Genomic DNA, 15,229 nt, shown 5'->3' with positions numbered 1-15,229 from the left:
ACGGGCAGGTGATCACGGGTTGATGTGGATCTTGAAGTTGGGTGTGGTGTTCCGGATGTCCACGGCGTTGTCGTTCAGCCGCAGCCCGTTGATGGTGACCTCGCCGACCGCCGGGCCCTGGCCGGGCTCGGGCAGCTCGTTCGCCCAGAGGCCGAAGCCGGACTTGGCGTCGAAGGCGTCACCGCTCTTGCGGGCCCCGGTGATCGAGATGTCGCTGAGGATCGTGTCCTTGATCGGGTTCACCGGCTGGCCGCCGATGTACTGCGTCTGGAACATGATGCCGGAGTAGGTCGGGTCGACGATGTCGACGTCGTTGATGCGGATGCCCTGGAACACCTTGGACGCGGAGAACAGCCAGATGCCGGGGAAGGTCTGGGCGCCCCAGAAGTGACCGCCGGAGCGGACCACGGAGACGTTCTCCACCGTCGTCGGATCGGTCCCGAAGCCGTTCATCGGGTAGCCGAAGTCCAGCGAGCTGATGGTGATCCCGGAGTAGACCAGGGTGTCGGCGATGTGGATGTTGCGGAAGGTGTTGTTGTAGCCGCCGTACACGGCGATGCCCGCGGCGCGCCAGGTCAGCAGCGAGGTCAGGTTCTCGTAGAGGTTGTCCTTCATGTCGGCGCCGCCCGCGTCGATGGCGGAGAACAGCGCGAAGCTGTCGTCGCCCGAGGCACGCGACTCGTTGTTGACGACGTGGTTGTCCGTCGACCCGTTGGTCATGTTGATGGCGTCGGCGAACGTGTTGCGGATGCGGGAGTTGCTGATGGTCACCCGGTCGGTGTTGGCGCCCCAGTAGAGGCACACCATGTGCTCGGTCCAGGTGTTGTCGATGACGATGTCCGAGACGTTGGAGAAGTCGAACACCTTGCCCGGTCCGTCGATGCGCGAGGTGTAGTTGCCGAAGTAGGCGAACCCGCGGAACGCCGAGCCCTTGGCGCTGTTCTCGGCCCGGAAGCCGACGTCGGTGTTCTCCTGTCCGGCCGGGGCGTGGAACTGGGTGTACCAGGGTCCGGCGCCGACGACCTGGACGGCCTTGCCGTACACCTGGAACTTGCTGGACGTCTGGTAGTCGCCCGGCGGCAGGTAGACGCCGGTGAGCTTGCCCGTGGTGTCCATGCGGACCCGGTCGAGGGCGTTCTGGACGTCCTGGTGGGTGAATCCGGTCGGCACGGCGTACGCCGCCGGGTCGGGGTTGGCGATCGGCGCGACCTGCTCCAGGCTCACGAAGTCGATCGCGTAGCGGGAGGTGTTGGCGGCGTCCTTCTGGAGGCGGATCTTCGCGCCGGCCGGGACGGTCTCGCCCAGCAGCAGGCTCGCCTCGTCGTAGATGTGCCGCGGGGCGCCCGCCGACGGGGAGTTGCCGGGTCCGGCCTCGGCGCCGTACAGCCAGGCGTAGCGCGAGGTGAGCGGGATCGCCTTGCGGAAGGTGCCGTTGACGTAGACGTTGAGGGTGGAGTCGATGCCGCCGCCGCCCGCCGCGTCCGGGATGGAGAAGCGGGTCACCAGGGTGTTGGTGGCCGCGCGGGTGGTGAACTCCACGTACTCGCCGGTGTTGTTGAGGGTGACGGCCTTGCGGCCGGACGCCTCGCCCGCGAGGTCGCCGACGGTCCGGTTCGGGCCGACGGTGGCGGCGCCGCCGCCGGTCGCGCCGTCCTCGGCCTCGTACGTCTCGTACGGCATGTTGGCGCCGCGTCCGACGAACAGGGCCTGGTCGACGGTGTTGTTCTCGCGCTTGACGGGGAGTTCGTTGGCGTCGGCGGCGACCGTGGCGCGTACGGTGTAGGAGCCGTTGGCGGCGGTCCAGGTGCCGACGGAGACGGGTGAGGTGGTGGCCCCGGCGGCGATCGCGCCGTCGTAGGACCCGGTCAGGGTGCGCACGGCGGAGCCGCGGGAGTCGAGCAGGGTCACGGTGAGGGCGTGGGCGCCGCCCGCGGAGGCGACGGTGCCCTGGTTGCGCAGGGCGACCCGGAAGGTGACCGTGTTCCCGGCGGACGGGCCGGACGGGGAGGTGGTGACGACGGGCACCAGGTCGGAGCTGCTGACCGGGCGGACGGTGAGCGCGGTGGGCGCGGTGTAGGTGTTGTTGGTCTCGTTCTGCTCGATGACGGCGCCGCCCTCGTCGGCGACCGCGCTGAGCTGGTAGGTCCCGGCGTCCCGGGCGCCGATGGAGGCGGTGACGGTGGTCTGCGCCCCGGCGGCCAGCGTGCCGACGGCCGCGGAGGCGACCTTGGTGCCGTTGAGACGCAGCGCGAGGCTGCTGGCGGGCGCGGCGGTCTCGCCGCTGTTGCGGACGGTGGCGCTCAGCGTGATCGTGTCCGACTCGACCGGCGAGGCGGGCGAGGCGGTCAGCGAGGTGACGACGAGGTCGGGGTTGGGGGCGGCGGTGCCGATGACCTGGAACTCGGCGAGCTGCCCGGCGGGGGCACCGGAGTTGGTGGTGAAGCGGAGCTGGACGTCGGCGACGCGGGCGGTGACCGGGACGGTCACGGAGTTGCCGCTGCCCGGGGTGAAGGCGTACTCGCGGGCGGCGACCAGGGAGGTGAAGCCGCTCGCGGACTGCTCCCGGCCGAGGACCTGGACGGTCTGGGTGCGGGCGCCCCAGGAGCTGTCGGGGTTGAGGCGCAGCACCAGCGAGGTGACGTCGGCGTTGGCGCCGAGCTTGACGGTGAGCGTGGCGGGGTGGCCCGAGCCCTCCCAATAGGTGGAGGTGGAGTTGTCGTTGGCGTTCTCCGCCACGAAGGTGTGCACGGTCGAGGAGGCCTCGATCGGCTTGCCCACGGCCAGGTTGGAGCCGGGGCCGGTGGTGCCGTTGCGGGTGACGGTGTTGCTGTTGCCGGAGACGTTCCCGGCGGCGTCCTTGGCCCGCACGAAGTACGACACCGTGGCGCTCGCCGGACGGGTGTCGGTGTACGTCGTCACGTTGCCCGCGACGGTGGTCAGCAGGGCGTTGTTCGCCCAGACCTCGTAGCCGGTGACGCCGGTGTTGTCGGTCGAGGCGTTCCAGGCGAGCCGGATCTGACCGGCGGACGGCTCCGTGAGCGCGAGGTTCGCGGGGGCCGTCGGGGCCTGGGTGTCACCGGTGTCGCCGCGGCGGGTGACGGTGTTGCTGTTGCCGGAGACGTTCCCGGCGGCGTCCTTGGCCCGCACGAAGTACGACACCGTGGCGCTCGCCGGACGGGTGTCGGTGTACGTCGTCACGTTGCCCGCGACGGAGGTGAGCAGTTGGTTGTCGGCGTACACGTCGTAGCCGGTGACGCCGGTGTTGTCGGTGGAGGCGTTCCAGGTCAGCCGGATCTGGCCGGCGGCGGGCTCGGTGAACGCGAGGTTCGCCGGGGCCGAGGGCGCCTGGGTGTCGCCGGTGGCCGGGCCGTACACCTCCAGCTCGGACAACTGGGCGGCGGGCTGGCCGGTGTTGGCGGTGACCAGGACGCGGACGTACCGGGTGGTGGTGGCGTCGAAGGTGATCGTCACCGCGTTGCCGTCGGCCGGGGCGAACGCGTAACCGCGGGACGCGGTCAGGTCGTTGAAGTCGGTCCCGTTGGCGCTGCCCTGGATCTTCAGGGTCTGGGTGCGGGCGCCCCAGCCGTCGGGGAGCTTCAGCACCACCCGGTTGACGGCGAGGGAGGAACCGAGGTCGGCGCGCAGCCACTGGGGCAGCTCGTTGTTGCGGCTCTCCCAGTAGCTGGCCTTGTTGCCGTCGGCCGCGTTGGCGGGCACGTAGGTCTCGGTGTGGCTGCTGGCGGTGAGGGTGCGGCCGCGGGCGAGGTTGGTGGAGGACTCACCCGCCGCGTGCACCTCCAGCTCGGACAACTGCGCCGCCTGCCAGCCGGAGTTGGCGGTGATCTCGACGCGCACGTAACGGGCCTGCGCGGCGGGGAAGGCGACGGTCACGGTGTTGGCCGAGCCGGGGCTGAAGGTGTAGGCGGCGGAGGTCTTCAGCGTGGTGAAGCTGGTGCCGTCGGCGCTGCCCTGGACGGACAGGGTCTGGTTGCGGGTCTCCCAGGAGGCGGGCAGCTTCAGGACCACCTCGTCGACGCGGGCGCCGGAGCCGAGGTCGGTCTGCACCCACTGCGGCAGGGTGCTGCCCGCGCTCTGCCAGTAGGTGCCCTGGTCGCCGTCGGTGATGTTGCGGGAGGCGTAGTCGGCGTGGGAATTGCTGGCGGCGGTCGGCCGGCCTGCGGCCAGGTTGGGGCCGTCGGCCGCCGAGGCGGCGGTCAGCGACGGCCCGCCCAGCATGAGGAGGCTGGTCGTGAGGAGGGCGGCTATCCCCCGCCATCCCCGGCGTTGCGGTCTCATCTGTCCCCGATCTCCGTCGCTCCGCGGTGCGCGGAGCGGACACGGTGGTGGATGGGCGTGCTCTCGGCGGTGCGTGTGCGGGTCGTGCACTCGGCGCTACGTGTGCAGGACTTGCTCTCGGCAGTGCGTGTGCAGGACTTGCTCTCGGCGGTACGGCGGCACGCCTCAATGTGCGGGCAGACAGCACCGCTTTTGCGCTGAGCGCTCAGAGAGTTGCAGACCGCCGGAGGTTCGTCCACCGTCCCGGCACGCCCGGTCCGGACCCCGCCACCCCCGCTGCGACCTGCACAAGGCCGGGGCCAGGGACTTTCGTCCGAGCTTTCGAAATCGCGCAAGCAGAACCGCAAGCGACGCAAGTCGCTTGCGCACTCAACTACCGCTGCTGCCGGGACCGTTGACAAAGCGGAGACACGCTAGAAACCTGTGGGCGTACTTTCCGCAAAGAATCGACCGTCCAACTCAATTTGTGTGCACGGCCGTTGTCTTCTTGCTCCACGCCGCCCCCAGGCGTCGCGTGCCGTGCCGTTCTCCGCGCCCCCCTTGCCGTTTTCACCGACCGAACTGAGGACCTCATGAGATGGAGACCACCAGGCCGCCGGCCGCTGGCCGCGGCGGTCGTCGCCGGGCTGCTGTCGACCGGACTGCTGCCGCTCACCTTCGCCTCCACCGCCCACGCGGCGCCCGCCGCCGCCGACGTCAACCTGGCCCTGGGCCGGCCCGCGACGGCGGGCGGCTCGCTCGGCGAGTACCCGGCGTCGAACACCACCGACGGTGTCCAGGCCTCCTACTGGGAGGGGCCGCTCGGCGCGTTCCCGCAGTGGGTGCAGGTCGACCTGGGCGCCGCCCGTGACGTGGACCGGGTGGTGCTGAAGCTCCCCACCGGCTGGGGCAGCCGCAACCAGACCCTGTCCCTCCAGGGCAGCACCGACGGCTCGGGCTTCAGCACCCTCGCCGCCTCCTCGGTGCGGGTGTTCGACCCGGCCCAGGCCAACACGGTGTCCGTCAGCCTGGCCTCCCCCGCCGACGTGCGGTACGTCCGGGTCAACGTGTCCGGCAACACCGGCTGGAACGCTGCCCAGTTGTCCGAGCTGGAGGTGTACGGCGAGGACGGCGGCACCGATCCGGGCGGCCCCAGCGACCCGCCGCCGGTCGGCACCAACCTGGCCCGCAACAAGCCGGTCGAGGCCACGTCCTCGGTGCAGAACTTCGTGGCCGCCAACGCCACCGACGACTCCACGGCGACCTACTGGGAGGCGGCCGGTCACCCCTCCGACCTCACGGTCAAGCTGGGCGCCGACGCCGACGTCACCGGAGTGGTCGTCAAGCTCAACCCGGCCTCCGTGTGGGCCGCGCGCACCCAGACCATCCAGGTCCTCGGCCGCCAGCAGTCCGCGAGCGGCTTCACCTCGCTGGCCGCCGCGAAGTCGTACTCCTTCAGCCCGACGAGCGCCAACACGGTGACCATCCCGGTGACCGGCCGCTGGTCGGACGTGCGGCTGCGCTTCACCAGCAACTCGGGCGCGCCCGGCGGCCAGGTCGCTGAGTTCCAGGTGGTCGGCACCGCCGCCCCCGCCCCCGACCTGACCGTCACCACCCTCGACTGGACGCCCGCCGCGCCCAGCGAGCGCGACGCGGTCACCGTCAAGGCCACCGTCCGCAACGCGGGCACCGCGCGCTCGGCCGCGTCCACCGTGGACGTCAGCGTCGAGGGCACCGTCGCGGGCAGCGCCACCGTCCCCGCCCTCGACCCGGGCGCCTCGGCCACCGTGGACGTCGCCACCGGCACGCGTCCGGCGGGCAGTTACGGCGTCTCGGCCGTCGTCGACCCGCGCAACACGCTGCCCGAGCTGGACGACTCCAACAACAGCCGGACGGCGGCGGACCGGCTGGTCGTCACCCAGGCGCCCGGCCCGGACCTGGAGGTGCGCTCGATCACCACCAGCCCCGCCAACCCGGCCGTCGGCCAGGCGGTCTCCTTCACCGTCGCCGTGCACAACCGGGGCATCACCGCCGCCCCGGCGGGCTCGGTGACCCGGCTCCAGGCCGGTTCGACCACCCTGAACGGCACCACGGGCCAGATCGCGCCCGACGCCACCGTGAACGTCGCGGTCAGCGGCACCTGGACGGCGACCGCGGGCGGGGCCACCCTCACCGCGACCGCCGACGCCACCGGGGTGATCACCGAGACCAACGAGAACAACAACGTCCTCACCAAGTCCCTGGTCGTCGGCCGCGGCGCCGCCGTGCCGTACACCGAGTACGAGGCGGAGGACGGGCGTTACACCGGCACCCTGCTCACCACCGACGCGAAGCGGACCTTCGGGCACACCAACTTCGCCACCGAGTCCTCCGGCCGCAAGTCGGTCCGGCTCACCTCGACCGGCCAGTACGTGGAGTTCACGTCCACCAACGCGGCCAACTCCATCGTGGTGCGCAACTCCGTCCCGGACTCCGCGTCCGGCGGCGGCGCGGACGCGAGCGTCAGCCTGTACGCCAACGGCACCTTCGTGCAGAAGCTGAACCTGTCCTCCAAGCACAGCTGGCTGTACGGCACGACGGACGACCCCGAGGGGCTGACCAACCGGCCCGGCGGTGACGCGCGGCGCCTGTTCGACGAGTCCCACGCGCTGCTCGCGCAGAGCTACCCGCAGGGCACCGTCTTCCGCCTCCAGCGCGACGCGGGCGACTCGGCCGCCTTCCAGATCATCGACCTGATCGACCTGGAGCAGGTCGCTCCCCCGGCGCAGAAGCCCGCCAACTGCGCCTCCATCACCGAGTACGGCGCCGTCCCCAACGACGGTCTCGACGACACCGACGCGATCCAGCGGGCGGTCACCGCCGACCAGAACGGCCAGATCCCCTGTGTCTGGATCCCGGCCGGGCAGTGGCGCCAGGAGCAGAAGATCCTCACCGACGACCCGCTGAACCGGGGCCAGTTCAACCAGGTGGGCATCCGGGACGTCACCATCCGCGGCGCGGGCATGTGGCACTCCCAGCTCTACACGCTGACCCCGCCGCACCAGGCGGGCGGCATCAACCACCCGCACGAGGGCAACTTCGGCTTCGACATCGACTCCAACACGCAGATCTCCGACATCGCCATCTTCGGCTCGGGCGCCATCCGGGGCGGCGACGGCAACGCCGAGGGCGGCGTGGGCCTCAACGGCCGCTTCGGCCGCGGCACGAAGATCACCAACGTGTGGATCGAGCACGCCAACGTCGGTGTCTGGGCGGGCCGCGACTACTCCAACATCCCCGAGCTGTGGGGCCCCGGCGACGGGCTGGAGTTCAACGGCGTCCGGATCCGCAACACCTACGCCGACGGCATCAACTTCGCCAACGGCACCCGCAACTCCACCGTCTACAACTCGTCCTTCCGCAACACCGGTGACGACGCGCTCGCCGTCTGGGCCAGCAAGTACGTCAAGGACACCTCGGTGGACGTCGGCCACGACAACCACTTCACCAACAACACCATCCAGCTGCCGTGGCGCGCCAACGGCATCGCGGTGTACGGCGGTTACGGCAACACCATCGAGAACAACGTCATCTCCGACACCATGAACTACCCCGGCATCATGCTGGCCACCGACCACGACCCGCTGCCCTTCACCGGTCAGACCCTGATCGCGGGCAACGCCCTGTACCGCACGGGCGGCGCGTTCTGGAACGAGGACCAGGAGTTCGGTGCCATCACCCTGTTCGCGCAGGGCCAGGACATCCCGGGCGTCACCATCCGGGACACCGAGATCCACGACTCGACGTACGACGGCATCCAGTTCAAGACGGGTGGCGGCGCGATGCCGGGCGTGAAGATCACCAACGTCCGGATCGACAAGTCGAACAACGGCTCCGGCATCCTCGCCATGAGCGGCGCCCGCGGCAGCGCGACGCTGTCGAACGTGACGATCACCGGATCGGCCCAGGGCGACGTCCTGATCGAGCCGGGTTCCCAGTTCACGATCAGCGGCACCCCGAACGGGGCGGCGGCGGCCCGCCGCGACGCCGACTGACCGGCCGGTGGCCCCCGGCGACGGGGGCCACCGCTTCCCTTCACGACCGTGCGCGCCCGGTGCCGGCTCCCCCCGGCACCGGGCGTGCGCGCGTGCGGTGCGGGAGGGTGGACCCATGCATGCGAAGGAGATCCTCATCGAAGCGTACGGCCGTGTCCGCGAGGAGGTGCGCGCCGCCGTCGAGGGCCTGGACGCCGACGGGCTGGCCGCCCGCCCCGCCGCCGGGACCAACTCGGTGGCCTGGCTGGTCTGGCACCTCACGCGGGTGCAGGACGACCATCTCGCCGACGCCTTCGGGCACGAACAGGTGTGGCTGTCCGAGGGCTGGGAGGAGCGGTTCGGGCTCGGCCTGCCCCGCGCCGACACCGGCTACGGGCACAGCGCGGCGCAGGTGGCGAAGGTGCGGGTGGCCGACGGCGCCCTGCTGACCGGCTACTTCGACGCCGTCCACGAGCGGACCCTGCGGTCGCTGCGCGAGCTGACCGCGGCCGACCTGGACCGGGTCGTGGACGAACGCTGGGACCCGCCGGTGACCCTGGGGGTCCGCCTGGTCAGCGTCCTGTCCGACGACCTCCAGCACGCCGGGCAGGCCGCCTACGCCCGCGGGCTGCTCCGGTCGCCTTAGGCCGAGGGCCTCAGAGCGCCGCCGCGTACCCCGGCAGGACGACGTCCTCGATGAGGGCGACCCGTTCGTCGAAGGGGATGAACGCGCTCTTGAGGGCGTTGACCGTGACGGTGCGCAGGTCCTCGACGGTCCATCCGGCGTGCTCGACCAGGAGGGACATCTCGCGGGTCATGGTGGTCCCGGAGACCAGGCGGTTGTCGGTGTTGAGGGTGACCCGGAAGCCGAGGTCCTTGAGCGCCGTGATCGGGTGCTCGGCGATCGAAGTGGCGGCGCCGGTCTGGAGGTTGGAGGTGGGGCACATCTCCAGCGCGATCCGGCGGTCGCGCACCCAGCCCGCGAGGCGGCCGAGCTTGCCGTCGACGATGTCGTCGGTGATGCGCACGCCGTGGCCGATGCGCTGGGCGCCGCAGACCGCGAGCGCCTGGTGGATGCTGGGCAGGCCGTGGGCCTCACCGGCGTGGATGGTGAAGGGGACGTTCTCGTCGCGCAGGTGCGTGAACGCGTCGAGGTGGTCGGCGGGCGGGAAGCCGTCCTCGGCGCCCGCGATGTCGAAGCCGACGACGCCCGCGTCCCGGAAGGCGACCGCGAGGTCGGCGGTGGCGCGGGTGCGGTCCCACATCCGCATGCCGCACAGCAGGGTGCCGACGCGGACCGGGGTCCCGGCGGCGGCCGCCTTGGCCATGCCGGCGGCCAGGCCCTCCTGGACGGTCTCGACGACCTCGGCGAGGGTGAGCCCGCCGTTCAGCATCAGCTCGGGCGCGTAGCGGACCTCGCCGTAGACCACGCCGTCGGCGGCGAGGTCGAGGACGTACTCCTCGGCGGTGCGCAGCAGGCCCTCGCGGGACTGCATGACGGCGAGGGTGTGCTCGAAGGTGGCTATGTAGCGGACCAGGTCGCCGGAGTTGGCGGCCTCGAAGTACCAGGCGGCCAGCTCGTCGGGGTCGGTGGTGGGCAGGGTGTGGCCGATCGCGTCCGCGAGTTCGACGACGGTGGCGGGGCGCAGGCCGCCGTCGAGGTGGTCGTGCAGGACGGCCTTGGGCAGCCGGCGGAGGGTGTCGGTGTCGACGGGGGACGCGGTCATGGGGCGGTTCCTCGGCAGATCGTTCAGGCGGTTCGGGTGGTTCCGGCGGTTCGGGTGGTGCGCGCGGTCGCGGGCGGGCGGCCCGGTGGCACGGGCGAGGTCAGGCGTCGGCGGGCTGGAGGAGGTCCCAGCGGTTGCCGTAGAGGTCCTGGAAGACGGCGACCGAGCCGTACGTCTCGTGGCGGGGCTCCTCCAGGAAGGTCACCCCGGCGGCGGTCATCCGGGCGTGGTCCCCGGCGAAGTCCGCGGTGTGCAGGAAGAAGCCGACACGGCCGCCGGTCTGGTCGCCGAGGCGGGCGCGCTGGGCGTCGTCCTTGGCGCGGGCCAGCAGCAGTCCGGTGCCGTCCTGGCCGTCGCCGGGGTGGACGACGACCCAGCGCGAGCCGTCCGGGCGGGCCTCGTCCTCGGCGAGCCGGAAGCCGACGGCCCCGGTGTAGAAGCGGATCGCCTCGTCGTAGTCGTCGACGACGAGGGTGACCAGGGCGATACGGCGCATCGGAACCTTCCGGAAGGGGCGATTGACGGACGAGGTTATACGTAAAACGTACGGGACGCCAGCCCGATTCCGCCGCGATCCCGCCGAGGGCCGGGCTCCGGCGCAACCATTCGGGCCGACGGGGTGTCCCACCTGATGTCCGGCACACCACACCTTTGGGGGACAACATGGTGCGAACCAGGAACCTGTGCGTCGCCGCCGCTGTCATGGCGGCGACACTCGGCGCGGCCGCGGTACCGGCCCAGGCGGCCCCGGCGGGCGCCGCGAAGGCGGCCGCCGCCTGCCCGACCGGCTGGGGCAGCGTCGACAAGACCTACACCGCCGGGACGTCGACCCCGGTGCGCGACGCGCGCAGCGGGCGGCACGACTGCTACGACCGCCTGGTCGTGGACGTGCCCGGCGCGCCCGCCGCCGCCCTCGGCTACTCGGTGCGCTACGTCGACGCCCTCTACCAGGACGGTTCCGGCCGTCTCATACCCGTCGGCGGCGGGGCGATCCTGGAGGTGCGCGTGACGGCGCCCGCCTACGACCCGCAGACCGGGACGTCGACGTATCCGGCGCGGGCCGGTCAGCCGCTGCCGGGGGTGGACGTCACCGGGTACCGCACCTTCCGCGACACCCGGTTCGCGGGCAGCTTCGAGGGGGACACGCAGCTCGGCCTCGGGGTGCGGGCGCGGCTGCCGTTCCGGGTGCAGCGGCTCGACGGCCGCGTCGTGATCGACGTGGCGCACAGCTGGAACGCCGCCCGCTAGGCCTTCTCCGCGGCGGGGCGCCGGGACCGGCCGCCCGGCGCCCCGCCGGCCCGCCGGCCCGGCGCGGTCAGGGTGGCGGGGCGCGGTCGTCGCCCTCCTTGGCCGTCCGGCCGGGCGGCGCGTCGCCCGCGGTGAGGTGTTCGAGGACCTCGACCAGTTCCTGGCAGGCGCGCTCCACCGAGCGGCGGGTGTTGCGCTGCTCGGTGATGACGGCGGACAGGAGCAGGGCGGTGAGGGCCATGGTGCCGTTGAACGCCTGGAGCTTGACCATGATCTCCACGCGCGTGAGGCTGTCGAAGGCGCCGACCTCGTCGGTGGCCGCGACGGTGGCGAGGACCGAGGTGTAGAGCGCGCACAGCATGCTGCCCGCGAGCTGGAAGCGCAGAGCGGCCCAGATGAGCAGCGGATAGACCAGGAAGAGCAGGCTGATCGTCGTGTAGACGGCCACCGGGACGAGGGCCAGCGCGATGACGGCGAGACCGGCGGCCTCCTTCCAGCGGGTGACCGGCGGCAGCCCGCGGACCTGGTACAGCACGAGCAGGACCGGGGTGACGATCAGGACGCCCATCGCGTCGCCGACCCACCAGGCCAGCCAGACCGGCCAGAACGCGTCCTCGGCGAGCTTCCCCGAGAAGACCAGGACGCTCACGCCGATGGTCGCGCTGAGCAGCATCGCCGTCAGGGCGCCCAGGAACACCAGGGCCAGGCCGTCGCGGAGCCGGGCGAGGTCGTTGCGGAAGCCGACCCGGCGCAGCATCAGGCAGGCGACGACGGGCGCCGCCGTGTTGCCCAGCAGGTTGAAGACGACCAGCGGGCGGAGCGGGGCGATCGACATGATGATCGCGAGCGCGCCGACCGCGATGCCCGGCCAGCAGCGCAGTCCGAGGATCAGCAGACAGGCGAGGGCGACGCCGGAGGGCGGCCAGATGGGGGTGAAGACCGCGCCCTCGACGCTGAGCTGGCGCAGCAGGCCGAGCCGTCCGGCCGCGTAGTAGCAGGCGGCGACGGCCGCCGACTCCACGGCGAGGACGCCGTATCGGCGCAGCCCGCTGGTACCCACCACAGCAGCCATGAGACACCGACCTCGCCCCGACGGCGAGACGGGACGGGCTCCGTCCGGCCCTATGGCTGAACCACGGGCGGGCCGGACCGCGTCCGGCCGCGGCTACAGGATGTGCCGCCGGGCGTAGTCCGTCAGGAGGCCGTCGTGGCCCACGACCAGGACCGCCGCGTCGTCGTCGTGGCCGACGCGCTCCGCGCCCTTCATGACGGCGGTGGCGAGGGCATGGGCCTCCATGCCCGCGACGGCGGCGATGCCCGCGAGGCGGACGACCTGGTCGAGGCCGTCCTCCACGGCCATGGAGGGGCCCTCGACGACACCGTCCGTGAGCAGGACGAAGACCCCGCCCTGGCGGAGCCGGTAGCGGGTGACCGGGTACTCCACGCCCGACAGCACCCCGAGCGGCGGGCCGCCCTCGTCCTCCGCCACTCCGGACTTGCCGTCCGCCGTGGCCCAGACGCAGGGGATGTGACCGGCCCGCGCGCTCTCCAGCAGCCCGGTGACGGGGTCGAGGCGCATGAAGGTGCAGGTGGCGAAGAGGTCGCTGCCGAGGGAGAGGAGGAGGTCGTTGGTCCGGGCGAGGAGTTCGCCGGGCTCGCCGGTGACGGAGGCGAGGGCGCGCAGGCCGACCCGGACCTGCCCCATGAAGGCGGTCGCCTCCATGTTGTGTCCCTGGACGTCGCCGATGGACAGTCCGATGCGGCCGTCGGGCATGGTGAACGCGTCGTACCAGTCGCCGCCGACGTTGAGGCCGTACTGGGCGGGCGCGTACTGCACAGCGATGCGGAAGCCGGGGGCGTCGGGCAGGTCGCGGGGGAGCATGCCGCGCTGGAGGGCGATGGCGAGTTCGACCCGGGAGCGCTGGAGTTCCGCGCGTTCGCGCGCCTGCGCGGTGAGCGAGCCGAGGCGGGCCAGCAGCTCGTCACCGTCGTCCGTGGGGCGCGTGCGGGACATGGATTCACTCCGGAAGGACGGTCGCCCCTTCGGGCCGAACCTCGCATTTTACGTTTACAAGATGATACCGACACCAACGATATGCGGACGCGGGGATTCCGAGCGAGGGTGAGGAGGGTGAGCGGAACACGGGCCGGTCCGTACGGGAACACCGGGGCACCCCGCCCGCTCCCGGCCGACGCGTCCAGGAGATGACGCCCATGAACGCCCCCGCAGACCGCTCCCCCACGGGCCCCTCGCCCGGCGGCCCCGCCGGTCCCCCGTCCGGCGGAGCCGCCCCGTCCGGCTTCTCCCCCGGCTTCCGGGGCCGGGCCCGGCAGGTCGCCGACCGGCTGCCGCCCGGCCAGTACCCCACCGAGTCGTTCCCCGTCCTGTCGGCGGGCCCCACCCCGAGGATCGACCCCGACGCCTGGCAGTTCACCGTGACCACGGAGACGGGCGCCGCGCACACCTGGACCTGGGCGCAGACGATGGCGCTCCCGCAGGAGGACACCGTGCGGGACATCCACTGCGTGACCCGCTGGTCGAAGTTCGGCACCCGCTGGCGCGGGGTGCCCCTGGACGTGTTCCTCGCCGACGTCGACACGGCGGCCACCCACGCCGTGGTGAGCAGCTACGGCGGCTACACCACCAACCTCCCGCTGGCGGACCTGCGCGGCGGGAAGGCCTGGCTCGTCCACACCTACGACGGTTTCGCGCTGTCGCCGGAGCACGGCGGCCCGGCCCGGCTGCTGGTGCCGCACCTGTACTTCTGGAAGTCGGCCAAATGGGTGAGGGGCCTGCGCCTCGGCCTGCGCGACGAGCCCGGCTTCTGGGAGAGCGTCGGCTACCACGACTACGGCGACCCGTGGCGTGAGCAGCGCGTGCGGGGCGACTGAGCGTGGCCCTCGTCTGGCGTCCGGCGCGGCTGGTGGAGCGCCGCCCGCAGAACGCCACGGCCCGCACCCTCGTCTTCGAGGTCCCCGGCTGGCCCGGCCATCTGCCCGGCCAGCACGTGGACGTGCGGCTCACCGCCGACGACGGCTACCAGGCCGTCCGCAGCTACTCCCTGGCCGCGCCCGCCGACGGCGCACGGCTGGAACTGGGGGTGCGGGCCGTGCCCGACGGGGAGGTGTCGCCGTATCTCGCCGACGACCTGCCGCTCGACGCGCGCGTGGAGGTGCGCGGGCCGCTCGGCAACTGGTTCGTGTGGCGGCCGGGCGGGAGCGGGCCGGTGCTGCTGGTGGGCGGGGGCTCCGGGGTCGTCCCGCTGGCCGCGATGGTGCGGGCTCACCGGCGGGCCCCCGGCGCCGACACCCTGCGGCTGCTGTACTCCGTACGGGCCGCCGCCGACGTCTGGTACCGCGAGGAGCTGCTGTCGGCACCGGCGCCCGGCCTCGACGTGCGCCTCCTCTACACGCGCGCCGCGCCGCCGGGCACGTCCCGTCCGGCGGGGCGGGTCATGGCGGACGACCTCGCGCGGGCCGTGTCCGGGCTCGGCCCCGGCGGTCCGGTGTACGTCTGCGGGCCGACCGGCTTCGTGGAGACGGTCGGCGACCTGCTGACGGGGCTGGACCACGACCCGGCGGCCGTCCGCACCGAACGCTTCGGCTGACCCGCCCGTCCCGACCCCTGGAGGCCCCCGTGTCCCTGCCCGACCCCGCTCCCCGCCCCGGCCGTGACGGCGGTCCCGCTCCCCTGGGCCACCTCGACGGCAACGCGCTCGCCGGGCCGCTCTCGGAGATCCTCGCGGTGGAACCGACCGCCGCGTGGTGGCGCTGCCCGGAGTGCGCCCGCTCGGGCCCGCTGGCCGAACTGCACGTCTACGGCCCCGGTCCCGGCCTCACGGCCCGCTGCCCCGGCTGCGCGCACGTGGCGCTGCGCCTGGTGCGCGAGGACCGGCACGTGTGGCTGTCGCTCGGCGGGGGCGGCGGGGCGTTCCGCTTCACCACCGCCTGAGCGGACCCGCACGG

The 15,229-nt window shown here is 72.5% G+C and carries 11 protein-coding genes; 6 read left to right on the top strand and 5 right to left on the bottom strand.

What is annotated here, in order from left to right:
* Window positions 1-12 precede the first annotated feature (12 nt).
* Window positions 13-4,296, bottom strand: coding sequence for a discoidin domain-containing protein (locus ACIQPQ_RS27600; protein ID WP_401308720.1), 4,284 nt, complete (start codon window positions 4,294-4,296; stop codon window positions 13-15).
* Between the two features lie 572 nt (window positions 4,297-4,868).
* Here ACIQPQ_RS27600 and ACIQPQ_RS27595 point away from each other — a divergent pair.
* Together ACIQPQ_RS27595 and ACIQPQ_RS27590 are read left to right on the top strand one after the other, a co-directional pair.
* On the top strand, window positions 4,869-8,309 hold the full coding sequence (locus ACIQPQ_RS27595; RefSeq protein WP_401308717.1) for a CARDB domain-containing protein: 3,441 nt from the start codon (window positions 4,869-4,871) through the stop codon (window positions 8,307-8,309).
* 115 nt (window positions 8,310-8,424) lie between these two features.
* The gene (locus ACIQPQ_RS27590) at window positions 8,425-8,934 is read left to right on the top strand and encodes a DinB family protein (protein ID WP_401308714.1); all 510 of its coding nucleotides are present in this window, start codon (window positions 8,425-8,427) and stop codon (window positions 8,932-8,934) included.
* Window positions 8,935-8,944: 10 nt separating this feature from the next.
* On the opposite strand, the gene ACIQPQ_RS27585 is transcribed toward ACIQPQ_RS27590, so the two are convergent.
* Window positions 8,945-10,015, bottom strand: coding sequence for an adenosine deaminase (locus ACIQPQ_RS27585; RefSeq protein ID WP_401308712.1), 1,071 nt, complete (start codon window positions 10,013-10,015; stop codon window positions 8,945-8,947).
* 100 nt (window positions 10,016-10,115) lie between these two features.
* Window positions 10,116-10,511: a VOC family protein gene (locus tag ACIQPQ_RS27580; protein ID WP_383775443.1), complete on the bottom strand. Its 396-nt coding sequence runs from the start codon at window positions 10,509-10,511 to the stop codon at window positions 10,116-10,118.
* Window positions 10,512-10,678: 167 nt separating this feature from the next.
* Here ACIQPQ_RS27580 and ACIQPQ_RS27575 point away from each other — a divergent pair, with 167 nt between their 5' ends.
* Window positions 10,679-11,263, top strand: a complete 585-nt coding sequence (locus ACIQPQ_RS27575; RefSeq protein WP_401308709.1) for a hypothetical protein — start codon at window positions 10,679-10,681, stop codon at window positions 11,261-11,263.
* Window positions 11,264-11,330: 67 nt separating this feature from the next.
* Here the strand turns inward: ACIQPQ_RS27575 and ACIQPQ_RS27570 are convergent, their stop codons facing one another.
* A complete protein-coding gene (locus ACIQPQ_RS27570; RefSeq protein WP_401308707.1) occupies window positions 11,331-12,335 on the bottom strand; it encodes an MASE1 domain-containing protein in 1,005 nt (334 codons plus the stop codon).
* A gap of 93 nt (window positions 12,336-12,428) precedes the next feature.
* On the bottom strand, window positions 12,429-13,277 hold the full coding sequence (locus ACIQPQ_RS27565) for a PP2C family protein-serine/threonine phosphatase (RefSeq protein ID WP_401308704.1): 849 nt from the start codon (window positions 13,275-13,277) through the stop codon (window positions 12,429-12,431).
* A 200-nt stretch (window positions 13,278-13,477) separates the two neighbouring features.
* Between ACIQPQ_RS27565 and ACIQPQ_RS27560 the strand changes: the two genes are divergently transcribed.
* From ACIQPQ_RS27560 to ACIQPQ_RS27550, 3 genes are read left to right on the top strand one after another with little or no spacing between them, the layout of a single operon-like run.
* Entirely contained in the window at window positions 13,478-14,155 is a 678-nt protein-coding gene (locus tag ACIQPQ_RS27560; protein WP_401308701.1) for a molybdopterin-dependent oxidoreductase, read from the top strand.
* Window positions 14,156-14,157: 2 nt separating this feature from the next.
* Window positions 14,158-14,871, top strand: a complete 714-nt coding sequence (locus tag ACIQPQ_RS27555) for a ferredoxin reductase (RefSeq protein ID WP_401308698.1) — start codon at window positions 14,158-14,160, stop codon at window positions 14,869-14,871.
* 35 nt (window positions 14,872-14,906) lie between these two features.
* Complete coding sequence (locus ACIQPQ_RS27550; protein WP_401309289.1) at window positions 14,907-15,215, top strand: DUF6510 family protein; 309 nt, start codon at window positions 14,907-14,909, stop codon at window positions 15,213-15,215.
* Window positions 15,216-15,229: the final 14 nt, after the last annotated feature.

Origin of the sequence: Streptomyces sp. NPDC091281, from assembly GCF_044757425.1 — a bacterium.
Lineage (GTDB): Bacteria > Actinomycetota > Actinomycetes > Streptomycetales > Streptomycetaceae > Streptomyces.
The sequence above is the reverse complement of the archived record's forward strand: the minus strand, read 5'-3'. Positions and strand labels throughout refer to the sequence as shown.

Bases quoted from the DNA above. Each gene is read 5' to 3' on its own strand.
- ACIQPQ_RS27570 (WP_401308707.1), bottom strand. From the start codon at position 12,335: ATGGCTGCTGTGGTGGGTACCAGCGGGCTGCGCCGATACGGCGTCCTC.
- ACIQPQ_RS27590 (WP_401308714.1), top strand. From the start codon at position 8,425: ATGCATGCGAAGGAGATCCTCATCGAAGCGTACGGCCGTGTCCGCGAG.
- ACIQPQ_RS27575 (WP_401308709.1), top strand. From the start codon at position 10,679: ATGGTGCGAACCAGGAACCTGTGCGTCGCCGCCGCTGTCATGGCGGCG.
- ACIQPQ_RS27560 (WP_401308701.1), top strand. From the start codon at position 13,478: ATGAACGCCCCCGCAGACCGCTCCCCCACGGGCCCCTCGCCCGGCGGC.
- ACIQPQ_RS27595 (WP_401308717.1), top strand. From the start codon at position 4,869: ATGAGATGGAGACCACCAGGCCGCCGGCCGCTGGCCGCGGCGGTCGTC.
- ACIQPQ_RS27565 (WP_401308704.1), bottom strand. From the start codon at position 13,277: ATGTCCCGCACGCGCCCCACGGACGACGGTGACGAGCTGCTGGCCCGC.
- ACIQPQ_RS27600 (WP_401308720.1), bottom strand. From the start codon at position 4,296: ATGAGACCGCAACGCCGGGGATGGCGGGGGATAGCCGCCCTCCTCACG.
- ACIQPQ_RS27580 (WP_383775443.1), bottom strand. From the start codon at position 10,511: ATGCGCCGTATCGCCCTGGTCACCCTCGTCGTCGACGACTACGACGAG.
- ACIQPQ_RS27585 (WP_401308712.1), bottom strand. From the start codon at position 10,015: ATGACCGCGTCCCCCGTCGACACCGACACCCTCCGCCGGCTGCCCAAG.